This window comes from Mesorhizobium sp. M1312 (assembly GCF_040318115.1).
In the GTDB taxonomy this organism is placed as follows: domain Bacteria; phylum Pseudomonadota; class Alphaproteobacteria; order Rhizobiales; family Rhizobiaceae; genus Mesorhizobium.
In genome coordinates this window covers 94743-118921 of sequence record NZ_JAMYLQ010000025.1, presented here as the reverse complement: position 1 = coordinate 118921, position 24179 = coordinate 94743, and the positions used below count along the sequence as shown (strand labels likewise).

Annotated in this window: 21 protein-coding genes and 2 pseudogenes; 14 read left to right on the top strand and 9 right to left on the bottom strand. The window is 60.9% G+C overall.

Going from position 1 to position 24179, the window contains the following annotated elements; translation table 11 throughout:
• Positions 1–88 precede the first annotated feature (88 nt).
• The 7 genes and pseudogenes from NKH36_RS25100 to NKH36_RS25070 form a co-directional block, all read right to left on the bottom strand.
• Positions 89–1355 (bottom strand): annotated as a pseudogene (locus tag NKH36_RS25100) (adenosylmethionine--8-amino-7-oxononanoate transaminase).
• A complete protein-coding gene (gene bioD, locus NKH36_RS25095; protein WP_352958779.1) occupies positions 1355–1990 on the bottom strand; it encodes a dethiobiotin synthase in 636 nt (211 codons plus the stop codon). The pseudogene NKH36_RS25100 and the gene bioD overlap by 1 nt, the downstream one beginning before the upstream one ends.
• Entirely contained in the window at positions 1987–3126 is a 1140-nt protein-coding gene (locus tag NKH36_RS25090; protein ID WP_352958780.1) for an 8-amino-7-oxononanoate synthase, read from the bottom strand. The genes bioD and NKH36_RS25090 overlap by 4 nt, the downstream gene beginning before the upstream one ends.
• A complete protein-coding gene (gene bioB / locus NKH36_RS25085; RefSeq protein ID WP_352958781.1) occupies positions 3123–4058 on the bottom strand; it encodes a biotin synthase BioB in 936 nt (311 codons plus the stop codon). Before bioB ends, NKH36_RS25090 begins: the two co-directional genes overlap by 4 nt.
• Positions 4059–4392: 334 nt before the next feature.
• Positions 4393–6534 carry a methylmalonyl-CoA mutase gene (gene scpA / locus NKH36_RS25080; protein ID WP_502912110.1) on the bottom strand — a complete coding sequence of 714 codons (2142 nt, stop codon included), beginning with the start codon at positions 6532–6534 and terminating at the stop codon, positions 4393–4395.
• Entirely contained in the window at positions 6531–8534 is a 2004-nt protein-coding gene (locus NKH36_RS25075) for an acetyl-CoA carboxylase biotin carboxylase subunit (RefSeq protein WP_352958784.1), read from the bottom strand. Before NKH36_RS25075 ends, scpA begins: the two co-directional genes overlap by 4 nt.
• 10 nt (positions 8535–8544) lie before the next feature.
• Positions 8545–10077: pseudogene (locus NKH36_RS25070) on the bottom strand (acyl-CoA carboxylase subunit beta).
• Between the two features lie 218 nt (positions 10078–10295).
• Between NKH36_RS25070 and NKH36_RS25065 the strand changes: the two are divergent.
• From NKH36_RS25065 to NKH36_RS25050, 4 genes are all read left to right on the top strand, one after another.
• Positions 10296–11708, top strand: a complete 1413-nt coding sequence (locus tag NKH36_RS25065) for a helix-turn-helix domain-containing protein (protein ID WP_352958786.1) — start codon at positions 10296–10298, stop codon at positions 11706–11708.
• 572 nt (positions 11709–12280) lie between these two features.
• A complete protein-coding gene (locus tag NKH36_RS25060; protein WP_352958788.1) occupies positions 12281–12952 on the top strand; it encodes an alcohol dehydrogenase catalytic domain-containing protein in 672 nt (223 codons plus the stop codon).
• Positions 12953–12983: 31 nt separating this feature from the next.
• The gene (locus NKH36_RS25055; protein WP_352958790.1) at positions 12984–13100 is read left to right on the top strand and encodes a hypothetical protein; all 117 of its coding nucleotides are present in this window, start codon (positions 12984–12986) and stop codon (positions 13098–13100) included.
• 11 nt (positions 13101–13111) lie between these two features.
• Positions 13112–13270: a zinc-binding dehydrogenase gene (locus NKH36_RS25050; protein ID WP_352958791.1), complete on the top strand. Its 159-nt coding sequence runs from the start codon at positions 13112–13114 to the stop codon at positions 13268–13270.
• 67 nt (positions 13271–13337) lie between these two features.
• Here NKH36_RS25050 and NKH36_RS25045 read toward each other — a convergent pair whose 3' ends face one another.
• Positions 13338–13739 (bottom strand): RidA family protein, encoded by a 402-nt coding sequence (locus NKH36_RS25045; protein ID WP_352958793.1) that lies wholly within the window; start codon positions 13737–13739, stop codon positions 13338–13340.
• 194 nt (positions 13740–13933) lie between these two features.
• Positions 13934–14671, bottom strand: a complete 738-nt coding sequence (locus NKH36_RS25040) for a GntR family transcriptional regulator (protein ID WP_352958795.1) — start codon at positions 14669–14671, stop codon at positions 13934–13936.
• 71 nt (positions 14672–14742) lie between these two features.
• Between NKH36_RS25040 and NKH36_RS25035 the strand changes: the two genes are divergently transcribed.
• The 10 genes from NKH36_RS25035 (at position 14743) to NKH36_RS24990 (ending at position 23832) form a co-directional block, all read left to right on the top strand.
• Entirely contained in the window at positions 14743–15525 is a 783-nt protein-coding gene (locus tag NKH36_RS25035; protein ID WP_352958796.1) for an amino acid ABC transporter ATP-binding protein, read from the top strand.
• Positions 15526–15552: 27 nt separating this feature from the next.
• Entirely contained in the window at positions 15553–16323 is a 771-nt protein-coding gene (locus tag NKH36_RS25030) for a substrate-binding periplasmic protein (protein WP_352958798.1), read from the top strand.
• Positions 16324–16358: 35 nt separating this feature from the next.
• Positions 16359–17054: an ABC transporter permease subunit gene (locus NKH36_RS25025; RefSeq protein WP_352958800.1), complete on the top strand. Its 696-nt coding sequence runs from the start codon at positions 16359–16361 to the stop codon at positions 17052–17054.
• On the top strand, positions 17044–17748 hold the full coding sequence (locus tag NKH36_RS25020; protein ID WP_352958802.1) for an ABC transporter permease subunit: 705 nt from the start codon (positions 17044–17046) through the stop codon (positions 17746–17748). Before NKH36_RS25025 ends, NKH36_RS25020 begins: the two co-directional genes overlap by 11 nt.
• A gap of 273 nt (positions 17749–18021) precedes the next feature.
• Positions 18022–18870, top strand: a complete 849-nt coding sequence (locus tag NKH36_RS25015; protein WP_352958804.1) for an amino acid ABC transporter ATP-binding protein — start codon at positions 18022–18024, stop codon at positions 18868–18870.
• A gap of 122 nt (positions 18871–18992) precedes the next feature.
• Positions 18993–19733, top strand: a complete 741-nt coding sequence (locus tag NKH36_RS25010; RefSeq protein WP_352958806.1) for an SDR family oxidoreductase — start codon at positions 18993–18995, stop codon at positions 19731–19733.
• 13 nt (positions 19734–19746) lie between these two features.
• Positions 19747–20913 (top strand): thiolase C-terminal domain-containing protein, encoded by a 1167-nt coding sequence (locus NKH36_RS25005; protein WP_352958808.1) that lies wholly within the window; start codon positions 19747–19749, stop codon positions 20911–20913.
• A gap of 9 nt (positions 20914–20922) precedes the next feature.
• The gene (locus tag NKH36_RS25000) at positions 20923–21339 is read left to right on the top strand and encodes a Zn-ribbon domain-containing OB-fold protein (RefSeq protein WP_352958809.1); all 417 of its coding nucleotides are present in this window, start codon (positions 20923–20925) and stop codon (positions 21337–21339) included.
• The gene (locus NKH36_RS24995) at positions 21336–21770 is read left to right on the top strand and encodes a MaoC family dehydratase (RefSeq protein WP_352958811.1); all 435 of its coding nucleotides are present in this window, start codon (positions 21336–21338) and stop codon (positions 21768–21770) included. Before NKH36_RS25000 ends, NKH36_RS24995 begins: the two co-directional genes overlap by 4 nt.
• 7 nt (positions 21771–21777) lie before the next feature.
• Positions 21778–23832, top strand: a complete 2055-nt coding sequence (locus tag NKH36_RS24990) for an acetate--CoA ligase family protein (RefSeq protein WP_352958813.1) — start codon at positions 21778–21780, stop codon at positions 23830–23832.
• The last annotated feature ends 347 nt before the right edge of the window (positions 23833–24179 follow it).

Here is a 24179-nt window from a genome sequence, read left to right as displayed (position 1 = left end):
TCGAGCCCGAGATTGCTCTCGATCTCGGCATTCGCCACTTTGCGCCCAGGCACATGATGGCCAAATCCGAGAATGCGCGACGACCTGCTCATGATCTCAAACCGAAGCTTTCGCCGGCCTCCTCAAATGGCGTCGTAGAGCCGGTCGAGCTCGTCGCCGGTGATGCAATAGGGCGGGAGAAGATAGAGGACATTGCCGAGCGGGCGCACGAGTAGGCCTTGCTCGAGGAAGAACGCGCGCAGCTTCGGACCAATCTCGGCGAGATAGCCGGCTGAGCCGGCGCGCAGATCGAGGGCCGCGATCGTGCCGGTCCCCCGGCTGTCGGTGAAGAACGGATTGTCGCGAAAGCGCCGAAGCCTGGCGGCCTGCATCGCGCTCAAGGCCGCGATCCGCTCGGCCCCCGGCTCGTCCTGCCAGATCTCGACATTGGCGAGTGCGGCCGCACAGGCAATCGGATTGGCGGTGTAGGAGCTCGAATGAAAGAAGGTCTTCTTCCGATCCGTCGAATAGTGAGCCTGGAAGATGGCATCGGTGGCAAGCGTGGCGGCTAGTGGGATGGCACCACCGGTCAAGCCCTTCGAGGTGCACAAGATGTCCGGAGAGACGGACGCCTGCTCGCAGGCGAACATGGTTCCGGTGCGCCCCCAGCCGGTCATCACTTCGTCGGCAATCAGGAGCGTGCCGGAGGCTTCGGCGATTTTTTTCAATTCGGTCAGAACCGACGCCGGATACATCAGCATGCCGCCGGCGCCAAGCACGAGCGGCTCGACGATCAGGGCGGCGGCGCGCCGGTCGCGGCTGACGGCCTCGAAACGATCCAGCGTCTCCTGCTCGCGCCCCGCGGCCGGGAAGGGGATGGTGCCGACCTCGAACAGCAGGGGCTCGTAAGCGGCATTGAACACGCCGCGAGCACCGACGCTCATCGTGCCGATCGTGTCGCCATGGTAGCTGTGCTCCATGACGACGATGCACGAGCGCGGCGCACCGATGTTGCGGAAATAGCCGAGCGCCATCTTCAGCGCGACTTCGACGGAGGTCGAGCCGCTGTCGGAATAGAATACCCAGTCGAGTCCGGGCGGAGCGAGGCCGACAAGCGCCCTGGCCAGGCGTTCGGCTGGCTCGTGCGTGAAACCGGCGAAGATAATCTGGTCGAGAGACGACGCGGTCGTCTCGATGGCCCTCATGATGCGGGGATGGCGATGGCCATGGGTGACGACCCACCAGGATGAAATGGCGTCCAGGATGCGCGCGCCGTCGGCCTTGTGAAGGTAGGCACCTTCGGTCCGGACGATTTCAGGGATCGACGGTTCGAGCGCATGCTGGGTGAAGGGATGCCATACACAGGACCGCGACATTATGCACCTCCGGCAATCAGAGCGAGGTCGAAGCCGGCAATCATCGCTTCTCTCAGAGTCTTGCCCGTCAGCGGATCAATGTGCGGCAGCCTGCCGAGTTGCGGCACATCGCCGAATTCCGCGATTGTCCTTTGCGTGTCGGCCGCTTCGTCGCCAATGAAGGCGACGCCGATCAGCGGGATCGAGCGGGCTCGCAGGGCCTCGATCGACAGCAGGGTGTGGTTGATTGTGCCGAGCGCGGTGCGGGCGCACAGAATGACCGGCAGCTGCCATCGTTCGAATATGTCGATGAATCTTGTCCGGCGGTTGAGCGGCACCATCAGTCCGCCCGCGCCCTCGATGATGAGCGGACCCGGCACGACCGGAAGCGAGAGGTCTGCCGCCTCGATCGAGACGCCGTCGATTTCGGCCGAACGATGCGGCGAAAGCGGGCTCTTCAAGCGGTAGGCTTCCGGCAGCACGCGCCCCGACGGCAGGCCGGCAAGCCGCGCAACGACCTCGCTGTCGGTCTTGCCGTCGAGGCCCGATTGCACCGGCTTCCAGTAGAAGCCGTCGAGCAGGCCAGCAAGCCCAGCCGAAAACACTGTCTTGCCAATGCCGGTGTCTGTTCCGGTGACGACGATGCGCTTGGTCATGCCGAGGCCAACACCTCGACGAGCGCCTCGACCAGGGCCGAAATGTCGGCATCGTCGACATTGAGCGTCAGCGAAATGCGCAGACGCGATGTGCCCTCGGGCACGGTCGGCGGACGAATGCCGCGTATGTCGAAGCCGCGCGCCTGCAACGCCGTCGCCACCGCCATGGTGCGCCTGTTCTCGCCGATGACAACTGGCTGGATCTGCGAGCCGCTGGGCTTCACGCCACAGCGCTCTGCCAATTGGCGGCCCGCCAAGGCGACACGCTCATGCAATCGAACACGCCGCATGGGCTCGTCGGACAGAACAGCCAGCGCTTCGCGCGCCGCGACCGCCATCAATGGCGATGGCGCGGTGGCGTAGATGAATGGCCGGCACCGGTTGACGAGATAGTCGCACAGCGTTTCCGGTCCGGTGACGAGCGCGCCGGACGCGCCGAGCGCCTTGCCGCATGTATGGAGCGCGACGATGTTGTCGCGGCCCTCAAATGCGGCGGCCAGCCCCCGGCCGTCCGGTCCCCAGACGCCGGTGGCATGCGCTTCGTCGACGACGAGGAACGCCTCGTGCCGATCGGCAAGTGCGACCAGGCTCGCAATAGGCGCGCGGTCGCCATCCATGCTGTAGAGGCTTTCGACCGCGATCCAGACACGGCCCTTGCCGCCTTCGGCGCGCCAGCTTGTGATCGCATCCTCGACAGCGTTGACGTCGTTGTGCGCAACCAGCACGAACTCGGCGCGTCCGGCCTGCGCTCCCTCATGCATGCTGGCATGGGCGAGTTCGTCGAGGATCAGCAGGTCGCCCTTCTGCGGCAGGGCGGTCAGGAGAGCGAAGTTGGCGATGTAGCCGCTGCCGAAGAACAGCGCACGATCGGCCCCGAAGAACGCCGCCGCGTCCGCCTCCAGGGCCTCGTGTTCCGGCGCGTTGCCGCGCAACAGCCGCGACCCGGTCGCGCCAACCGGCGTGCCCCGCGCAATCGCCGCCGCAACCGCCTCGCCCAGTCTTCTGGAGGCGGCAAGCCCTAAATAGTCGTTCGACGAGAAGTCGAGCCCGGCGCGCGGCGACAGTGTCCGCAGCCGGTCCTTGCGCGCCAGTCCCTGCAAGGTCGCTTCATAGCGGGCAAGCGGTGCCCCGTTCATTGCGCCTCGAGTTCCATCGGCTCGATGCCGAGGCGGCGGAACAGGAGAGTATCCTTGTCTTCGCCGGGATTGTTCGCCGTCAGCAGCGTGTCGCCGACGAAGATGGAATTGGCGCCGGCAAAGAAACACAGCGCCTGCATCTCGTCGGTCATGGCGGTGCGGCCGGCGGAAAGACGGACATGCGATTTCGGCATCATAATGCGCGCCAAGGCGATTACGCGCACGAATTCGATCGGCTCGATGGGCCTGGCTTTGGCAAGCGGGGTGCCGGCGATCGGAATAAGCATGTTGATAGGGACGCTTTGCGGATGTTCCGGCAGGTTGGCCAGCGTCACCAGCATGTCGATCCGGTCCACCGGCTCTTCGCCCATGCCGACGATGCCGCCGCAACAGACCTTGATACCGGATTGGCGAACCTGCTCGAGCGTATCGAGCCGGTCGGCAAAGCTCCGCGTACTGATGATCTCGCTATAATAGCGTTCCGACGTATCGATGTTGTGGTTGTAGTAGTCGAGACCCGCCTGCTTCAGACGAGCGGCTTGCTCAAGATCAAGCATGCCGAGGGTCATGCAGGTCTCCATGCCGAGTGCCTTCACACCTTCGACCATCGCCACCACCGCATCCATGTCGCGCGCCTTGGGGTTTCGCCAGGCAGCGCCCATGCAATAGCGGGTGGCTCCGGCGTCACGCGCCTTGGTCGCTTCGGCGATGACGCGCTTGACCTCCATCAGCTTCGACGCCTTCAACCCGGTTTCGTGATGCGCCGACTGGCTGCAATAGCCGCAATCCTCCGGGCATCCGCCTGTCTTGATACTGAGAAGTCGGCTGAGCTGGACCTTGTTCGGGTCGAAATTCTCGCGATGGACGGTTTGCGCCTGAAACAGCAGGTCATTGAAAGGCGATGGAGAGCCTGAGCCTCCGTTTGCGTCCACAAGGGCCGGGCGCTTTCGAAGCTCATTTGTGGTCCACTCACTACCATTGTTTCCTTCCCTCATGCGGAAGCAGACCGTCCTTACGGCATTCTGCTCGTTTTTCCAGTCCTCGAGTCGAGGCCGCGAGCGAATGGCGAATTAGTGGTGCCCTGCGTCATCGCTTAATGGGCTACTTTGACGCCGGCCCGGGAGTATTCGGGCCATCGCCTCAGGGCTGCCGCGACCGGAGGCCCGGACGCAGAGGAATTTCGAATATCCTTACCGACCATCACGGCATCAATATCCGAGCATGGGCGCTTCGCGCGATTTCCGAAGTCCTCGACGATGAGACCCTTCATCGGTTGCGACGCCTTCCTTCAAGGAGATCGACGACCGCACGCCCGGCATCCAAGATATGTGTTCCAGGGCCGAACACGGCGGCGACCCCATGGTCCATCAGGAACTGATAATCCTGGCGCGGCACCACGCCACCACAAACAACGATGATGTTTTCGGCGCCTCTGGCCTTCAGGGACTCGACGAGTTGCGGAAGGAGTGTCTTGTGCCCGGCCGCGAGCGAAGATGCGCCGACGACATGAACCTCACAGGCCACTGCCATGCTTGCTGCTTCTTCCGGCGTCTGAAAAAGCGGCCCGGCGACCACATCGAATCCCAGATCGCCGAAGGCCGATGCGATTACTTTGGCGCCGCGATCATGGCCATCCTGGCCAAGCTTGGCCACCATCAGCTTTGGCCGGCCGCCAAGCGAGACGGAAAAGTCCTTGATGCGCGAGGCCAGCGTTTGGTATTCTGGCTCATTCTGCAAGGCGGCGCCGTAGACCTTCGAGATCACCTCGGGGACAGCCGTGTGATCGCCGAAGGCGTGGCGCAGAGTGTCGGAAATCTCTCCCACCGTCGCGCGAGCGCGCACCGCTTCGACCGCTGCTTCGAGTATATTGCCCTTGCCGCTGGCAGCGGTCCCACCAAGCGCGGCAAGGGCTGCGTCGACGCGCTTGGGATCGCGCTGACGCTTTGTTTGTTCGAGACGGCGGATCTGCGCCTCGCGCACCGCCGCATTGTCTATCTCAAGAGCCTCGATCGGGACCTCGTTTTCCAGCCGGTACTTGTTGACGCCGACGATCACCTCGTCGCCGAGGTCGATCGCCGCCTGGCGGCGGGTCGCCGCCGTCTCGATGAGGCGTTTTGGCAAACCGTCGATGACGGCCTTGGTCATGCCGCCGATGGCCTCGATCTCCTCGATGAGCGCCCACGCCTTATCAGCAAGTTCGGCGGTCAGGCTTTCGACGTAATAGGAGCCGGCGAGCGGATCGATGACCTTGGTCACGCCGGTCTCGTGCTGGAGGATAAGCTGCGTATTTCGGGCGATCCGCGCCGAAAACTCGGTCGGCAGCGCGATCGCCTCATCGAAGGAGTTGGTGTGAAGTGACTGGGTGCCGCCGAGAACCGCGGCGAGCGCCTCATAGGCCGTGCGCACGATATTGTTGTAGGGATCCTGCTCCTGCAGCGACACGCCTGATGTCTGGCAGTGCGTGCGCAGCATCAGCGACGAAAGCTTCTTCGGTTGGAACTCTTCCATGACACGCGACCACAGGAGTCGCGCTGCCCGCAACTTGGCGGCTTCCATGAAGAAATTCATCCCAATCGCGAAGAAGAACGACAGCCGTCCGGCAAAATCGTCGACGTCGAGGCCCTTCTTCAACGCCGCGCGGACATATTCGCGCCCGTCGGCCAAGGTGAAGGCAAGCTCCTGCACAAGCGTCGCACCTGCCTCCTGCATGTGATAGCCGGAGATGGAGATCGAGTTGAACTTCGGCATCTCCTTTGCGGTATACTCGATGATGTCGGCGACGATGCGCATAGAGGGCTCGGGCGGGTAGATGTAGGTGTTGCGGACCATGAACTCCTTCAGGATGTCGTTCTGAATCGTTCCTGAAAGCGCGGAGCGCAGACAACCCTGCTCTTCGCCGGCGACGATAAAGCAAGCGAGGATCGGGATGACCGCACCGTTCATGGTCATAGAGACGGAAATGTCGTTGAGCGGTATGCCGTCGAACAGGACCTTTATATCCTCGACGGAATCGATTGCCACGCCGGCCTTGCCGACATCGCCGACCACGCGCGGGTGGTCGCTGTCATAGCCGCGATGCGTAGCAAGGTCGAAGGCGACCGACACTCCCTGCTGACCCGCTGCGAGCGCTTTGCGGTAGAAGGCGTTCGACTCCTCCGCCGTCGAGAAGCCGGCATATTGCCGGATTGTCCACGGCCTGCCGGCATACATGGTTGCGCGCGGGCCCCGGACGAACGGTTTCAGCCCGGGCAGTGAACCGAGATGGCCGACCTGCTCGAGATCCTCGGCCGTGTAGAGCGGCTTGACGTCGATGCCCTCGGGCGTGCGCGAGACCAGGGTGTCGGGCGATGCCTTTAGCTCGCGGTCGGCAAGAGTGCGCCAGTCGGCGAGTTTGGGATCGGCCATCATTCGAACTCCAGAATGGGTTCGTCGACGGCCATGCCTGCCCCCGCCTTGGCGGCAATCCGTTTGACGACGGCCCGCCGTTCAGCGCGCAGGACGTTCTCCATTTTCATCGCCTCGACGGTGGCCAGTACCTGTCCAGCCTCGACCGACTCCCCTTCGGATACGGCAATTGCGGTGACCACACCGGGCATCGGGCAAAGCAGCAGCTTGGAGGTGTCCGGCGGCTGCTTCTTCGGCATCAACCGCGCCAGTTCGGCGATAGGTGGGCTGCGTACATGGGCGACAACATCCATGCCGCGCCAGCGCAGTCGGTAGCCCGTTCCTGAGCGTGACGTTTTGATCGCCGCGCTTTCGTCGCCAATTTGAAAGTGCGCGAGTGGCTGGCCCGGCAGCCAGTCGCTTGCGACAGCCAGGATAGCGCCATCATCGAATGACACCGCGGTTGCGTCTTCCTGATTGCACACGGCCACCGGAAAGGCATGGTCGCCAAGCGTGACGATCCAATCGCTGGAGACTTTGCGACGATGATTGTCCATCGCCCCGGAGATCAGGACATTACGGTGCTGGAGTTTCCAGTTGATGTGTGTTGCGACCGCAGCGAGCATCCGCTCATCCACATCCGTTGGGATCACACCGGCGAAGCCGTCCGGAAACTCCTCGGCGATAAAGGCTGTGCTTAACCGCCCCTCTCTAAACCGCGGATGGTCCATGACAGCGGAGAGAAACGGCAGGTTGTGGCCAATGCCTTCCACTTCGAAATCATCCAGCGCCGCGCCCATGGCGTTGATTGCACCCAGCCGGTCGGGTGCCCAGATGCAGAGCTTGGCGATCATGGGGTCGTAGTGCATCGAGATTTCCGAACCCTCGACCACCCCGGTATCATTGCGGATGAGTGAGCCGTCCGCACGTGCACCCTCAGTGGGCGGGCGATAGCGTGTCAGACGACCGATCGAAGGCAGGAAATTGCGATACGGGTCTTCGGCGTAGAGCCGGCTTTCGATCGCCCAGCCGTTCAGCCTCACATCCTCTTGGTCAAAGCGCAGCTTTTCGCCGGCGGCAATGCGGATCATTTCCTCGACCAGATCGATGCCGGTCACAAGTTCTGTGACCGGATGCTCGACCTGAAGCCGGGTGTTCATCTCGAGGAAGTAGAAGTTGCGATCGCGATCGACGATGAATTCAACGGTACCTGCCGAGTGGTAGCCGACCGCCTTTGCAAGAGCGACGGCCTGCTTTCCCATCGCATGTCGAGTCGCTTCGTCGATGAACGGGGAGGGGGCCTCCTCGATGATCTTCTGGTTGCGGCGCTGGATCGAGCATTCGCGCTCGCCGAGGTAGACGATATTGCCGTACTGATCGCCCAGCACCTGGATTTCGATGTGACGTGGCTCGGTGACGAATTTCTCGATGAAGATACGGTCGTCGCCAAAGGCGTTCTTCGCCTCGTTTCGCGAGGAGTGAAATCCTTCGCGTGCCTCGACCTCGTTCCAGGCAATGCGCATGCCCTTGCCGCCCCCACCGGCGGATGCCTTGATCATGACAGGAAAGCCGATCTCTGCGGCGATGCGCACCGCTTCCTTTGCATCCTCGATCACGGCCATGTGGCCGGGGACTGTGGAGACGCCGGCAGATGCCGCGATCTTTTTCGACGTGATCTTGTCGCCCATCGCCTCGATGGAGACGGGCGAGGGCCCGATGAAAGCGATGCCATTGGCTTTGAGCGCGTCGGCGAAATTCGAATTCTCAGACAGGAAACCGTAGCCCGGGTGAACGGCATCAGCACCCGTAGCGGAGACGGCATCGAGGATGTTTGCAATGCGAAGATAGGACTGGGCTGAGGCGGCGGGACCGATATGGACCGCTTCATCGGCTTGCCGGACGTGCAAGGCGTCGCGGTCAGCGTCGGAATAGACGGCGACGGTGGCTATGCCAAGCCTGTGGGCCGTCTTGATCACCCGGCATGCGATCTCGCCACGATTGGCAACCAGGATCTTCTTGAACATTTTTTGTCACTCAAAGCGGGATGGTGTCGTGCTTCTTCCAGCGAGTCTCGACGCTCTTGCCGCGCAGAGCGGCAAAGGCGCGCGCGATTCGCTTGCGCGAGGAATGTGGCATGATCACCTCGTCGATAAAGCCGCGCTCGGCGGCAATGAAGGGATTGGCAAAACGTTGCTCGTATTCCTTGGTGCGAGCCTCCAGCCTCTCGGAATCGCCGAGTTCGGACCGGTAGAGGATCTCGGCCGCGCCCTTTGCGCCCATCACAGCGATTTCGGCGGTCGGCCAGGCGTAGTTGATGTCCGCGCCGATATGTTTCGACGCCATCACGTCGTAGGCGCCGCCGTAAAGCCTTGCGTGTAATCAGCGTGACCATCGGCACGGTCGCCTGGGAATAGGCAAACAGCAGCTTGGCGCCATGCTTGATTACCCCGCCATATTCCTGGGCGATGCCCGGCAGAAAACCCGGTACGTCGACGAGCGTCAGAATCGGGATGTCGAAGGCGTTGCAGAAGCGAACGAAACGCGCCGCTTTGCGGGAGGAATCGATGTCGAGGCATCCGGCCAGCACCATCGGCTGGTTTGCCACTACACCTACCGTCCTGCCCTCGATGCGCAAATAACCGGTGATGATATTGCGGGCGAAGGCAGCCTGAAGCTCGAAGAAGTCTCCTTCATCGGCGATGGCGAGGATCAGTTCCTTCATGTCGTAGGGCTTATTGGCACTCTCCGGCACGAGTGTATCGAGGCGCAACTCGATCCGCTCGGGATTGTCATAAAACGGTCGTACGGGCGGCTTTTCCCGATTGTTCAATGGCAGGAAGTCAAAGAGGCGCCGAACCTCCTCCAAAGCCTCAATGTCGTTTTCGAAAGCCCCGTCGGCAACAGAGGATTTTTGCGTGTGAGTTGCCGCACCGCCCAGTTCCTCCGCGGTCACGATCTCGTTGGTGACTGTCTTGACCACATCGGGCCCGGTCACGAACATGTAGGAGGAGTCCCGCACCATGAAGATGAAGTCGGTCATCGCCGGGGAATAGACCGCGCCGCCGGCGCACGGGCCCATGATCCCGAAATTTGCGGAATGACGCCAGAAGCATCAACATTGCGCTTGAAGACGTCGGCGTAGCCAGCAAGCGAGGCGACCCCCTCTTGGATGCGAGCGCCGCCGGAATCGTTAAGCCCGATCACCGGAGCACCGTTGCGCACCGCCATGTCCATGATCTTGCAGATCTTCTGAGCGTGTGTCTCCGACAGCGATCCGCCAAGCACCGTGAAGTCCTGTGAGAAGACATAGACGAGCCTGCCGTTGATCGTACCCCAGCCTGTGACCACGCCATCCCCGGCCACCTTCTGGGTAGCCATGCCGAAGTCTGTTGCACGATGCGTGACATACATGTCGTATTCTTCGAAGGAGCCTTCATCGAAAAGCACCACGAGGCGCTCGCGGGCAGTCAGCTTGCCTTTCGCGTGCTGGGCATCGACGCGCTTCTGCCCTCCGCCCATGCGGGCCTGCGCACGACGGACCTCGAGTTGTTCGAGAACCCCTCGCATCAGCACCCTGCCTTTGCTTCGAACAGGTCCCAAGCCGTCGGCAACTGTATCGCGGTGAACCGGCTTTGCGTTGAACTTGGCCTTGCTTTGGACGATCGCACCAGAACCTCCCGCAGAAATGAGCTCCGCATTAGTTCGCCGGCAATGAAAGGAAAAGGATTGACCGGGTGTGGTTGTGAAAAGTATGGAATTGCAAACAGCAAAATGCGAATTTGCAAATGGCTAATAATAAGCTTTTCATTGGGCGCCGCGTCCGCGAATTACGGGAGGCCAGCAAGGCCACCCAGGCCGTGTTCGCGGAGCGGCTGGGGATTTCGACCAGCTATCTGAACCAGATAGAAAACAACCAACGACCGGTGTCAGCCGCGGTGCTTCTTGCGCTCGCCGAAAAATTCCATGTGGATATCGCTTCGATCGGCGGCAGTGAGGCCGACCGGCTGCTCTCGGCACTGAGCGAGGCACTTGCTGACCCCATGTTCAGCGGTGTTTCAGCCGGATTTCAGGAACTCAAGCTCGTTGCCCAAAACGCACCGTCTCTCGCTCATGCACTGATCACCTGTCATCAGGCATATCGACGAAATAGCGAGCAGCTTGCCAGCTTCGACGACCAGCTGATCCGAACCAATGCTTTTGCCGAACCGACACCCTACGAGGAAGTGCGGGACTTCTTTCATTTTGTTGACAACTACATCGATGAGCTCGACCGGGCGGCCGAGCATCTGGCGAAAGCCCTGGGCGTGCCGGATCGAGATGTCAGTACGGCCTTCGCAGATCACTTGGAACAGCATCATCACGTTCGCATTGCGCGAGCTGACAACGGCGAGCGGGCAATCAGGCGTTTTGACGCTTCCGCGCGCGTGTTGTACCTGAACTCATACTCACCTGCGCCGACGCGGAGTTTTCAGATGGCACTCCAGATCGGCGCCTTGGAGCACCGGGCGGAAATCGACGCGATCATCGAGCGAGCGCGCTTCCGCACCTCGGAAGCGGCAGAGATATGCAGGATCGGCCTCCAGAATTATTTTGCCGGCGCGCTTATGTTGCCATACCGACCCTTCCTGGCCGCGGCAAAAGAACTTCGGCACGACCTGCACCTGCTCGCAGTGCGCTTCGGCGCCAGCCTTGAGCAGGTGGCGCATCGACTTTCGACGTTGCAAAGGCCTCGGATGAAGGGCGTTCCGGTCTTTTTCGCGCGCATCGACCGAGCTGGCAACATCACCAAGCGCCACAGCGCCGCGAAGTTGCAGTTCGCGCGCTACGGTGCAGCTTGCCCGTTGTGGAACGCTCATCAGGCGTTCGAAACTCCAGGCCGCATGATTTGCCAGCTGGCCGAGACGCCAGACGGCGTGCGCTATCTCAGTATTGCGACAGAAATCACCAAGGCGGACGGTGGATTTGGCTCTCCTCATCGACGCTATGCGATCGCGCTCGGATGCGAGATCTCCGATGCGAGCGATTTCGTCTACGCAGACCGGCTGGATTTTACCAACAGCTCTGCGTTCGAGCCCATCGGGGTTTCATGCCGCATTTGCGAGCGCATGGATTGCATTCAACGCGCCGTTCCGCCGCTCAAGAGCACGATCGTAGTCGACCACAACCGACGTTATGAATTGCCGTATACCCTTTGCTGATTATGTTCGACAGTCTTCCCCGATATTGGACTTTATTCAGCCAAAGTCCGCAAGCTCGATTGGCATGGAGCGCTTCGTCGGCGCCATGGTGATCATAGCCGCGGAGGCATGTCTGCGTCTGGAGACGCTGTCGCTACCAGCCAAATGTGGCGCCCAGAGGGGGTCGATCGCGTGATGTCTCCTCCGGCTCTCGTCGAATAGGGTGATTGACAATTCAGCACGGGCATGATGGCTTGTATGCATGAAGTATGCAAGCGGCATCACCATTTCGGAGGACGCGTCTTCGCGGAGGTATCTCTGCCTGCATTCCACTATGTCGCCGAACGTTGCTTCTACAGTCGCGTTACACGGTGCGATCGGCTGGCATTTAGACGAAAAAAGTGTCTTGGAGGCCGCGTCGACGAACAGCAACCCCTGATCCGGGCCGGCCTATGAAGGCCGTCCGTCCGGCCCATCTTGAGGTAGCTAGTTCCTTTGCAAACCACACCTGCGCGTAGCGTCATGTGGCTGCCACCTAATGGAGAGAATCTGTGCGAGCTTTCGGTTTCCACAAGCACGGTGGAATGGAGGTGATGACCTTTTTCGACGCGCAACGGCCAAAGCCGAAGCGCGACGAGGTCCTCATCGAAATCAAGGCGAGTGCCTTCAACAGGCTCGACATCTGGGTCCGCGACGGCTGGCGCGGCCTCAAGCTGGGACTGCCGCATATAAGCGGTAGCGACGGCGCCGGAGTGATTGTGGAACGGGGGGAAGACGTCACATCCTTGCGCGTCGGGCTACGTGTTGCCATAGATCCAGGCATCAACCATTATGAGGACGAATTCACGCTTTCCGGCGAGCGAACGCTCAGCCGCGGATATGGCGGGATCGGCGAGGACAGTCCGGGGACGTGTGCCGAGTTCCGGTGCGTCAAGGCCACAAACGTCATTGCGATACCCGATCACGTGACGTTCGAGGTCGCCGGTGCGGCGAGCCTTACCTTCCTCACCGCATGGCGTATGCTAATCACCCGCGCCCGGATACGTGCTGGCGAAAGCGTGTTGGTCCTCGGAGCCGGGGGCGGCGTTAACACCGCCGCTATCCAGATCGCAAAATTGGCGGGCTGCAGGGTCTATGCGACCACAAGCACGCCCGAGAAGGCGGAAATGGCGAAGGAGCTCGGGGCCGAGCTGGTGCTCAACTACAGAGAAGATCGCGACTGGGCCAGCACGATCCACAAGTTCACCAACAAAGATCGGCGTTGACGTCGTGGTGGACAATGTCGGGGCGGCGACCATGCGGGATAGTCTTCGGGCAGTCAGGAACGGCGGCCGCATCGTCTGTGTCGGCAATACCAGCGGTCCATTTGTCGAGATCGATCTTCGCTACTTTTTAGTAGGCAGATCAGCCTGATAGGCAGCACCATGGGAAATTATGTCGACTATCGAACGGTGATGAAGTTGATTTTCAAAGGGAGCTTAAGGCCCGTCATCAGCGATGTCATTCCGTTCGAGAAGGCTGCTGACGCGATGGCCACGCTCGAGCGAGGAGAGCAGTTCGGCAAGTTGGTGCTGGCGCACTGAGCGTCAGCTTGCCCTCGGACCGAGGTCGGCCCACTCGATCGGGTGCATCACCCGGCCGAGCGCACTTTCATTCCGGGATGGCAACCACCGCTTCGATCTCAATCAGCGCTTCGGGTCGGTAAAGGCCGGCAACGCGTATGAACGTGCTGGCCGGCAGGTTGACCTGTCCTTCGAAGTACGAGTCGCGTACGGTCGAATAGGTTCCTTCCTCAACGTTTCCGACAATGAAGATGGTGAGCTTGCAGACATTCGCCATCGTCCCGCCGCAGGCTTCTACGGCGGCCTTGAGATTGGCGAACGCCCTTTCTGTCTGTTCCTGGCATGTGGGAGCGAGCCGCCACTGCGCGTCGATGCCGACCTGTCCGGAGATGAAAGCGAGCTTGCCCGCCGAAACCACGGCTATCTGTGAGTAGCCCATGGTGAGCGGGCAATTATCCGGTGTGAAGAGTTTCGGGCGACGTTCGCTCATTCGTTTCTCTCCATTTTTCAAGTCCCTTGAGGGCCATGCGTCGGAAGAAGATGGGGCCGGAAATCGATGGCGACCTCCATCCGAAGGATACCGGTTTCAACAGGCTTCTTCCTTTCTGACCGGACGCCTGCCCTTGCGGGAATGCGAGGCAACCACGACGCCGCGATCCGGTTCAGCTCTTTTGCGAGTCAGCACTACGCTGGCTTCATTGACTCCCAAATTGCATCCATCCATCTCTGATGCGATTTATACATTGTGAGGGCAGCTTGCTTCGGGTCGCCAGTTGCAAAACTGTCGCGGTAAGTCTCCAATTCCTCGCGTTGCAGAGCTTGGAATGCCATCTTTGCCCGATCATAGCTGGTATACCAGAGCCGACTGGCGTAGTAATACGTATCTATCCACGTGTTCGCGACAAACCTATTATTAATACAGCTTAAAACATGCCAGCGGCATCGGTGCGATAATTCTGCAAACCAGGTTGCGTCGCCTGGCTCTCCGGAATTTTGTTCTTCCAGTAGGGTTGCAAATTCGCTGGCTGCGCGCTTCATCTTATCAGCATCTAAGAAATGCTCTAACATAAGGGCGAGTTGAAGGCGGAATTTGAGCACCTCGCTTGTTGCCTCGTAGTCTATCGGGGTCACAATCGACCCATATCCGACAACAGGTTCAATTAATCCTGCGAGTTCCAGTCTCTGCAGAACTTGGCGAACCGGAGTTCGGCTTGCCCCAAATTCTGCCGCGAGTTCCATCTCCTTCAGTATCTCTCCGGGTCTATACTCAAGAGTCGAGATTCTGTATCGAATCGTCTCAAAGATATGCTCGGTGTCCACGCGCTTCCTGCTAGCGAACGGGGTTGCCGCAATCGAGCCCGCACCGAACGTCTGGCGTCTGAGGCTGGCGCCACTCCCAATTTGTCCTTTATCGTTTGTCATCACGGGTCCTTGTTTGAACGTATGTCATATCGCCCTTGACATGGATATTTCAATAGCCGATACAAGTATACATGAACGAGACAAATGCGAAACCCGTTATCGAAGCCCGGCATCTGGGCAAGCGTTTCGGTTCGCTAGTCGCCTTAAGCGACGTGTCGCTTTCGGCGTGTTCTGGGGAAGTGATTGCCATTCTCGGCCCATCCGGGTCTGGCAAGAGCACCCTTCTGCGGTGCTTCAACTTTCTCGAGGTGGCAGACAGTGGTGCCATCGTTCTGAGGGAAGAGCAGTTCGAGTGTTCTAAGTTCCTGAACCCGGGGAGGGCGCAGCAGGCACGCCTGGTCCATCTGCGGGCCAGGGTCGGCATGGTTTTCCAGAGCTTCAACCTCTGGCCCCATCGCACCGCCGAGGCCAACATCATGGAAGGGCCGATGCACGTGCTAGGTCTCACGCGGGCAAAGGCGCAAGACCAGGCGCGTCGGCTCCTCGCAAAGGTTGGCCTAGCGGACAGAGCGGAGCATTTTCCATCACAGCTATCAGGCGGGCAGCAGCAGCGGGTTGCCATCGCGCGTGCCTTGGCCATGGAGCCCGAGGTGCTTCTTTTCGACGAGCCCACCTCGGCATTGGACCCTGAACTCGTCGGAGAGGTCCTGGGAGTAATGCGCCAACTGGCGAAGGAAGGCCGCACCATGCTCATTGTAACCCACGAGGTTGCCTTCGCCCGGGACGTCGCTTCCCGCATCGTGTTCATGAAGGACGGCTCGATATGCGAGGCAGGCCCTCCAGGACGACTGCTGACGGCGCCTGAAACGCCTCAACTTGCGAGTTTTCTGTCAAGGTTCAACAAGCGTCACTAGTGTGCGCGACAACAGGGGAGAATGGAAATGAAACTGAAAGCCGCGACTATTTTGGTTGCCGCGCTTGTCGGCAATGCCTTTGCGACTGCATCGCAAGCCCAGGAAACTATTTCGGTGGGCATCGATGCTGCATTTGCACCGTTCGCCTTCGTGAAGCCGAACGGCGACATCTCCGGCTACGAATACGACTTGGTGGTTGCTGTGTGCGAAAAGATGAACGTCACCTGCAACATCAGCAACGTGCCGTGGGATGGGATTTTCGCTTCGCTGGAAGCGGGAAACATCCAGTGGATCGGCACAGGTGTTACGATCTCCGACGCGAGAAAGGCCCAATACACCATGAGTAACACAGTGTATCGGGTCGGCCTGGTCATGCTTGTCAAAAAAGACGCGCCGGTATCGAGCTACGATGAGCTCAAGGGAAAAATCATCGGCACGCTGGCCAGCACGGAACCGTGGTATGCCTTCGGAAGAGCAAAACTGGGTGAGGGGGTGGACATTCGAGGATACGATTCCATCGACGCTGCCGTCCTCGATCTCGATGCCGGACGCATCTCTGCGGTGATCGGCGACAATCTGCAGCTTCAGGACCAGTTCGTCTCTAAAGGCGGCTACAAATTTGTCGCAGAGCCGGAATACGCGCAGGAATTTACGGGCGCCGGAAGAGGGTGGGTGTTCCAGAAGGGCAACACTGAACTCGCCGACAAGGTCAACGCCGCGCTGGCTGAGGCCGTCGCTGATGGTACGCATGCAGAGATCGGGAAGCGCTATTTCGGGACGGCTGTGCCAGCCAAATAGCTTCACTCACCACAAGGTCCGGGTTAGGATGACCCATGTCGTTGCTCACGCCCTATATCCCCTTCCTGTTGCTCGGCCTGCTCACCACGTTGCTGCTTTCGGCGGTGGCTTTCCCGATCAGCATTGTACTCGGGCTGTCGGTGGCCCACGCGAGGGTGGGGCGTTCGCCCGCGATGCGCGGTTTCGCCAAGGCATTCGTCACGGTGTTTCGCAGTTTGCCGGAACTGCTCGTAATGTTCCTGTCCTTCTATGGCATCAACTTCTTGCTGAACGGTGTCGGTGGGGCACTCGGAATCCCGATGCCGAACGCCACCCCGTTCGTGGCGGCCGTCATCGCACTCTCGATCCAGTTCGGAGCGTACTCGGCCGAAATTCTGCGGGATGCCCATCGCAGCCTTCCTGTCGGGCTCGCGGAAGCCGGGCGAGCCGTCGGGCTGACCGAGGCGAAGGTCCGGAGCCGCATCGTGACGCCCCTGATGTTGCGGGCCTCGCTGCCGTCGCTCGGTAACCTCTACCTCGTGCTGCTCAAGATCTCCGCACTTGCGTCTGCGATCGGAGTGGATGAGCTGACACGGCGCTCCAATCTCGTTTCCGGCGCGATCAAAGACCCGTTCCTGTGCTTTGGCGTTGCCGCGCTTGGCTACCTGCTGCTTGCGGGTCTGGGGTCGCTAATACAGGAGTGGGTGTTCGGCCGTCGCTTCGCCAAGGGAGGCCCGGTCAGTGTCCATTGATCTGCTGTATCTTCCCGAATTCTGGTGGGCTGTCCTAAGGGGGCTGGGGATCACCGTATTCCTGACGATCACAACAATGGCCCTCGGCCTGTTGGTCGGGACGGGTATTGCCCTGCTTCGGCTATATGCGACATGGCCCTTGCGTTGGTTCGCTATCGTCTATGTTTTTATATTCCGCGGTGTACCGCTTTTGGTCCTCCTCTTCTTTTTCTACTATGGTGCCCCCCGCATACCCGGCATACAGCAAACGTTCTTCTGGGACCTGATCTTCGCCTCGGCTTTGTCAACTGCGGTGTTCGCATTGACGCTCAACAATGGGGGATATCTGGCGGAGATCATCCGCGGCGGTATTCTAACGGTTCCGCGCGGATTGATTGAGGCCGGGGAAGCCATTGGCATGACACCGGTACGAGTATTCTTTCGGATCACCCTGCCGGTGGGCTTCCGCAACATCGTGGCAAGCCTGGGTAACGAAACGATTGCCGTTATCAAAGCCTCTGCAATCACGAGCATCATAACAATCCGTGACCTGCTCGGCGGACCCGTGGTCGTCGGCAAAATCTATCTCGACCAATTCACACCGCTCCTCGTTGCCGCGGTCTTCTATTTTGCGCTCGTTCAGATCGTCGAATTCGCGACGCAGCGGCTGATTGCAGGGCTGGCAGTGGGAAACGGAGATCGCAAGGCACTCTGAGGCGGCGCTGTAAGTCCCCTTGTGCGATCGAACGTGACGGCACGCCAGCCGAGCTGGTCAGGGTGAAATCAACTTGAAACGCAAACGCGTCGCCGTCGATCGTCAGCGGTTTGATCATCGGTCTCGACGTCCACCTCCAACGGCGTCGGGGGCAAGCGGCCACGTCGCGCCGCTTGCCGTCTCGGGAGCGAAAGCCGCACCTCCTGAACTTTTCAAGTCCGCTGGCGAATAGCCTCTTGACAGACTCAACGGCGCTGCGTATTACATGTATACATGAACAGAACAAGTCAAACTCCCCTGATTCAGGCAGCTGGAATCACCAAGCACTTCGGCGCGGTGGTTGCACTCCAGGGCGTGGATCTCGCCGCCAGGCGAGGAGATGTGGTGGCGTTGATTGGCCCTTCCGGTTCCGGCAAAAGCACTCTGCTGCGCTGTCTAAACTTCCTGGAAAAGCCGTCGTCTGGTGCCGTGATTCTCGGTGACGAACGCTTTGAGGCAAGTGAGTTCGCCAGTAGGCCCAGCCGCGCAGCGCGTGCGCGTCTCATCTCGTTGCGGCGCCGAGTCGGCATGGTGTTCCAGGCCTTCAATCTCTGGCCCCATCGCACCGCCCTCGGGAATGTCATGGAAGGTCCGCTGCAGGTCATGCGCATGCCACGTGCGGAGGCGGAAGCGCGTGCGATGGAGCTGCTGGAACGCGTGGGCCTGGCGGATCGGGCGCACCACTATCCGGGTGAACTTTCGGGTGGTCAGCGCCAACGCGTGGCGATCGCCAGGATGCTCGCCACGGATCCGGAAGTGCTCCTGTTCGACGAACCGACATCGGCACTTGATCCAGAGCTCGTTGGCGAGGTCCTCGGCGTCATGCGCTTGCTGGCCGAAGAAGGCCGAACCATGCTGGTGGTCACGCACGAGATCGCCTTCGCGCGCGACGTCGCAACGAAGGTGGTTTTCATGACCGACGGCGCTGTCCGCGAGGAAGGCGGCCCTGAAGATGTGCTTCGAGGCGCGAGGTCAGAAGCTCTGCGCAGTTTTCTTAGCCGCTTTCACGACGACGAATTTCACGCCGGCAAAGGTGTTTGGGAGAGTTCCGCTGGGGAGGGGGCGCCAGAGAATCCGCACTAATCAGCAAGGTATCGGCCGTCGAGTCGCTGTCAGACGTCTGAGCGCTCCCGGAGGGTGCAGAGCGCCGTCGTCCACGACCTCAGCTCGGGACGGGAGCAAACAAATTCTAACCGGAGTATCCAATGCAACGTCATGTATCATTTGTAACCGGCGCAGCCAGCGGGATGGGTCTCGCCGTCGCCCAGCAGTTTGCGAACCGTGGGGACGCGGTGGTTCTGGCCGACGTCAACGCCATGGCAGGCGAGACAGCGGCCCAGGCGCTTCGTGACGGCGGCAAGGACGCTCTGTTTGTCGAGCTCGACGTGGCAAAGCGCGACAGCTGGGTGAAAGCCTATTCTGCAGCGGAGAAGGCGTTCGGACCGGCCGATGTCCTCGTCAACAATGCAGGCGTGCTACGTGATCGTTCGCTCCTCAGAATGACCGACGAGGAGTGGGACGTGGTGATCAACGTCAACCTGCGGGGAGCTTGGCTTGGATCCCAGACGATGTTCCCCGGCATGAAAGCCAAGGGCTGGGGCCGGATCGTCAATTTCTCGTCGACAGCCCACCGCGGCGGATTCGGTCAGGCAAACTACTCTGCCGCCAAGGCCGGAATTATCGGACTGACGCGCACCTTGGCGATCGAGGGGGCGAAAAACGGCATCCTCGTCAATGCAGTGGCGCCGCACAACGTGCTGACGCCAATGCTTCTCTCGGTCCCCGAGGCCGAACGGGAGGCTTGGCTGGCTAAATCCCGGTTCGGGCGTTTCGCGGAGCCGGAAGAGATCGCCGCTCTGGTCCTCTTCCTGGCCTCCGACCAGAATTCCGTGGTTTCCGGTCAGCTCATCGAGGCCGATGGCGGCGACCTGTTGGGCACCGCTTAAGGAGGAGAAAATCATGGATATGGAACTCCTGTCTCGTGCTGCCATCGTCGGTGCTTGTGAATCGCCTCGCCGCAAGGCCAACGACATTCACCCCTTCCAGATTTTCCACGAGGTGATAGCCGGCGCACTCGGGCACGCCGGCCTGACGTTCGCCGATGTCGACGGGTTGTGCGTCACCGCCGGAGACGTTGGTGAAGGCGGAAGTGTCGAGGACGTCATCGAAGTCGCGGAGTATCTGGGTATCATGCCCCGGTTCTTCGATTCCACCGATGTCGGCGGCTGCAGCGCCATAGTGCAGACCGCGCGTGCAGCGGCGGCCATCGCCTGCGGGATGGCCGACACCGTCGTGGTTGCCTACGCCGCTTGCCCGCGCTGGTTCCCTGTCGGGCCGACCACCCCAATGACATGGCCCATCGGGCCGGGAGCGCTGGAAATGCCCTACGGGATTTCCAACATCACCGCATACGGTCTTCTCGCTGCGCGCCACATGCACCAGTTCGGCACAACGCCCGAGCAACTTGCAGCCGTGCCCGTGGCAATCCGGGCCAATGCAGCTCGCAATCCCTCGGCGCTAATGAAGGACCCGATCACGGTCGCGGATGTGCTTTCGTCACCGATGATTTCGAGCCCGTTCCACAAGCTCGACTGTTGCGTCGTGACCGACAGCGGTGGTGCAGTCGTGTTGACCCGGCGCGATCGCGCCAGGGATTTGCGCAAGACACCGATCAGGATGCTCGGCTATGGCGAGGCCATCACCTGCGTCAATATCAATCAGACCGCGGACTTCACAGTGTCCCCAGGAGTTCACTCCGGCCCGCGGGCTTTCAACGCCGCTGGTCTTAGCCCGGCCGACGTCGACGTGGCGCAGCTCTATGACGCCTTCTCGATTACGCCGCTGCTGGCCCTTGAGGACCTTGGCTTCTGCAAGAAAGGCGAAGGCGGGGCTTTCGTCGCTAGCGGCGCGATCACGGCCGATGGATCCATTCCTATCAACACCGACGGCGGAGGGCTTTCCTCTAACCACCCCGGAAAGCGCGGCATGTTCGTTCTGATCGAGGCGCTTCGCCAGCTCTGGGGCGAGTCCCCGGGCCATCAGATCTCGAACTGCGAGGTCTCTCTTGCTCACGGCATCGGCGGCTTTAACTCGGCCGCCTCCACAATGCTCCTTGCACGTTCCTGAGGAAATAAGATGGACAGACCCCTCCCAATCCCATGCGCCCACGACAAGGAGTTCTGGGAAGCGGTTTCGCAAGACCGTCTTGTCGTGCAGAAGACCGCCGCCGGCCACTGGCAGAGCTATCCGCGTGCCCACGCACTCGATGATCCGATGACGCGCGACACGGCCCCCCGATTTGAACCGGTCGCCGGGACCGGCACCATCGAAACCTTCTCCGTGGTGCACCGCTCGTTCTATCCGGCTATCCAGGCGCCTTACGTGTTCGCCGTCGTGCGACTGGACGAAGGTGTGTGCATGACCGCTCATATCGTTGACGCCGAACCATCCGAAGTAGGTATCGGCGACCCGGTGCGCGCCACCTTCGTCGAGATCGCACCCGGCCAGAAACTGCCCTGCTTCAAGCTGAACAAGGCTGGATCCGTCGCATGATCGCCTTCGACGACATTGCCGTCGGTGAAAAGTTCACGTCGTCGAGCCGCACGGTGTTCGATGCCGACATCGTCAACTTTGCCGGGTTGAGCGGCGACTTCAACCGTCTCCACGTCGACGACGTCTTCGCGGCTTCGACGATCCATCAGGGGCGAATTGCCCACGGCATGCTGGTCGCGTCGCTCGTCTCCGGCCTGCGCAGCCGCCTCGACGACTATGCGATGCTCGGCTGGATGGAGACGCAGCGGCGTTTCGTTGCCCCGGTGTTTCCAGGGGACACGATAACGGCTGTCTATGAAGTGGTAGAAGCGCGTCGTTCGAAAAGCCGGCCTGACACCGGCGTCGTCACGCTTGCGGTGACGGTGACGAAACAGACGGGTGAAACCGTCCAGACGGGCCGCGATACCCTTTTGATTGAAAGCAATGCGTGAGGCAACAATGAACATCGAAGGGCAAAGAATCTCGGCATCGCTCGACGGACTGTTCAACCCGCGTTCCGTTGCCTTGGTTGGCGCGTCGTCTACCACCACCAAATGGGGCTTCGCGTATGCCCGTCAATTGCTCGGAGGGGCTTCGAGGCGCCGCATCGACCTGATCAATCAACGGGGCGAGACGATCCTCGGCCAAAAATCCTACACCTCCCTGCATTCGCTTCCCGACACGCCCGAACTGGCCGTCATCTGCGTACCGGCAGCGCATGTCCAGCAGGCGATCGACGAGGCGCTGGAGATCGGAACGCGGTACTTCGTGTGCATCACCTCCGGCTTCGGCGAGATCGGGGAAGAAGGCCGTCGCGTGCAAAACGAAATCCGCGACCGGGTCCGTTCGGCCGGCGCGCGGCTCGTAGGACCCAATTGTGCGGGAGTATACGACGCAGCCGCCAATCTCGAGTGCACGGCATTCTGGAAACTGTCGCCGGGCGACATCGGGATCATTTCGCAAAGCGGTGGAGTGATCGTGGACCTGGGTGCCCGCCTCCCGCGCGAGGATCTCGGCATTTCTCGAGCTGTCTCACTTGGCAACCAGGCTGATCTCACCGTCGAGGAATTTGTCGAGGCGTTTGCGCTCGATCCCAACACACGGGTGATTGTCGCCTATGTCGAGGAATTTCGCGATGGCCGTCGCCTGTTTCGGGCCATCGAACGCGCCCGGCAATTGGACAAGGAAGTCGTACTGGTTGCCCCGCGCGCCAGCGAGGCCGTTGGTCGCAGCGTCGCGTCCCACACGGGCTCGATGATCTCCAACGACGACGTTCTGGCGAGCTTGTGCGCCGAGCTCGATGTCATCCGAGTACACGGAATCGGGGATCTTCTCCTGGCTGTCCGCGGCCTGACTGCGCCCGTCCGGGCACATGGTCGGCGCGTCGCCGTCATAACGGATGGCGGCGGCTGGGCCACGCTTGGAACGGATGCGGCCGTCGCGGAAGGACTCGAGGTTCCGGCATTTTCGCCGGCACTTGCCGGCAAGCTCGCGGAGATAACACTGCCGAATTCCGCTCTCGGTAATCCGGTCGATTTTGTAGGCGCTCTCGACCTTGCCATCTTCGAGCCAGTCATCAGCGCCATCGCCGCGTCCGGCGAGGTCGATGCCATCATGCTCAACGGCGCGTTCAACAACGTGGCCGGTGCCGATGCCGAAGCGGAAGCCCAGGTTGCCGCCAACATTCGCAAGGCTTGTAGTGGCTCCGACACCGCCTTGTCAGTGGCCACCATGATCATGGGCGAGCCTGCGATGGTTGCCTTCACCGCCGACCGGGTGCCGGTATTCGATTTTCCCGTAGAAGCGGCGCGATGTCTGGCTCTTGGTCGAATGCGCCAAGCCGCTCGGCAACTGCCGAAGATTGGTACGACGGCGCCCTATCTGGGAGAAACGGATTACCAAGCGAGTCGAGATGCGCTTGCCGCCAGTGGAATTAAGTTCACGCGCGCAATCCACGCCGACGATGCCGACGAGGCTGCCGCCGCCGCCGCCAAGATCGGATACCCGGTGGTGCTGAAGGCTCTCGGCAGCCTGCACAAGAGCGATGCCGGGGCGGTCGTTCTGGGGATTGCCGATGAAGCGTCGCTGCAGGCAAAGATCGACGCACTGACCGGCCGACTCAAGCCGACTGGCTTCAGCGTTGAGGAGATGGTTGTCGAGCGTGACGGCGTAGAATTGTTGATCGGGGGACTGCGCGATCCGGCGTTCGGACCCACGGTCGTCGTTGCCGCCGGCGGCACCAAGACCGAGATTTGGCGGGACCGGGTCGTGGCGCTCGCTCCGGTCGACGAAGCGACCGCCCGACGCATGCTGAGCTCCCTGCGCATCGCACCGCTCTTTGCTGGGTTCCGAGGCAGCCTGCCTGTCGACCTGGGAGAAGTGGCGAAAGCCGTCGCGGCGATCTCCCGCTTCATGTCGGATCACCACAACGTGCTGGAAGCCGAGATCAATCCGCTCATTGTCGGACCCGATCGCTGCGTCGCGGTCGATGCGAGGATCGTTACGGCTCGATAGGGTGTTGCGATGCGAGATCATGGTTTCTGGAGGAAACTCGGGTTGCGAGTTAGTCGCAACGTACGAACCGCCTTAACGCCAATGCCTCCCAAGGCTGACCAAGCTGCCGCCCAGCATGGCTCGGCGGCAGCTTTCTGTCGCCGGACTGCTAGAGCGAAAGTCTCGTCTTCACGGGCAGAATTGAATCCAGTCGAACCATTGGCACGGCATATGCCGGTGCGGACCTTGATGTGCCATCGGAGGCGTCGGCCACGACCTTGTGAGGAAGCAGCGCCTTCTCCTGTTTTTTTGACCTGGCCCGGGGAATGGGGCGAGCGGGCGACCAGAGATACCAACTGGAAAGGAGG

Excerpts from the sequence above, each read along its gene's own strand:
- scpA (WP_502912110.1), bottom strand. The coding sequence starts at position 6,534 with ATGATGGCCGATCCCAAACTCGCCGACTGGCGCACTCTTGCCGACCGC.
- NKH36_RS25090 (WP_352958780.1), bottom strand. The coding sequence starts at position 3,126 with ATGAACGGGGCACCGCTTGCCCGCTATGAAGCGACCTTGCAGGGACTG.
- NKH36_RS25000 (WP_352958809.1), top strand. The coding sequence starts at position 20,923 with ATGGACAGACCCCTCCCAATCCCATGCGCCCACGACAAGGAGTTCTGG.
- NKH36_RS24990 (WP_352958813.1), top strand. The coding sequence starts at position 21,778 with ATGAACATCGAAGGGCAAAGAATCTCGGCATCGCTCGACGGACTGTTC.
- NKH36_RS25060 (WP_352958788.1), top strand. The coding sequence starts at position 12,281 with ATGACCTTTTTCGACGCGCAACGGCCAAAGCCGAAGCGCGACGAGGTC.
- NKH36_RS25015 (WP_352958804.1), top strand. The coding sequence starts at position 18,022 with ATGAACAGAACAAGTCAAACTCCCCTGATTCAGGCAGCTGGAATCACC.
- bioD (WP_352958779.1), bottom strand. The coding sequence starts at position 1,990 with ATGACCAAGCGCATCGTCGTCACCGGAACAGACACCGGCATTGGCAAG.
- NKH36_RS25035 (WP_352958796.1), top strand. The coding sequence starts at position 14,743 with ATGAACGAGACAAATGCGAAACCCGTTATCGAAGCCCGGCATCTGGGC.
- NKH36_RS25050 (WP_352958791.1), top strand. The coding sequence starts at position 13,112 with ATGGGAAATTATGTCGACTATCGAACGGTGATGAAGTTGATTTTCAAA.
- NKH36_RS25010 (WP_352958806.1), top strand. The coding sequence starts at position 18,993 with ATGCAACGTCATGTATCATTTGTAACCGGCGCAGCCAGCGGGATGGGT.
- NKH36_RS25030 (WP_352958798.1), top strand. The coding sequence starts at position 15,553 with ATGAAACTGAAAGCCGCGACTATTTTGGTTGCCGCGCTTGTCGGCAAT.
- NKH36_RS25065 (WP_352958786.1), top strand. The coding sequence starts at position 10,296 with ATGGCTAATAATAAGCTTTTCATTGGGCGCCGCGTCCGCGAATTACGG.
- NKH36_RS25075 (WP_352958784.1), bottom strand. The coding sequence starts at position 8,534 with ATGTTCAAGAAGATCCTGGTTGCCAATCGTGGCGAGATCGCATGCCGG.
- NKH36_RS25025 (WP_352958800.1), top strand. The coding sequence starts at position 16,359 with ATGTCGTTGCTCACGCCCTATATCCCCTTCCTGTTGCTCGGCCTGCTC.
- NKH36_RS24995 (WP_352958811.1), top strand. The coding sequence starts at position 21,336 with ATGATCGCCTTCGACGACATTGCCGTCGGTGAAAAGTTCACGTCGTCG.
- NKH36_RS25055 (WP_352958790.1), top strand. The coding sequence starts at position 12,984 with ATGCGGGATAGTCTTCGGGCAGTCAGGAACGGCGGCCGCATCGTCTGT.
- NKH36_RS25045 (WP_352958793.1), bottom strand. The coding sequence starts at position 13,739 with ATGAGCGAACGTCGCCCGAAACTCTTCACACCGGATAATTGCCCGCTC.
- NKH36_RS25040 (WP_352958795.1), bottom strand. The coding sequence starts at position 14,671 with ATGACAAACGATAAAGGACAAATTGGGAGTGGCGCCAGCCTCAGACGC.
- NKH36_RS25005 (WP_352958808.1), top strand. The coding sequence starts at position 19,747 with ATGGATATGGAACTCCTGTCTCGTGCTGCCATCGTCGGTGCTTGTGAA.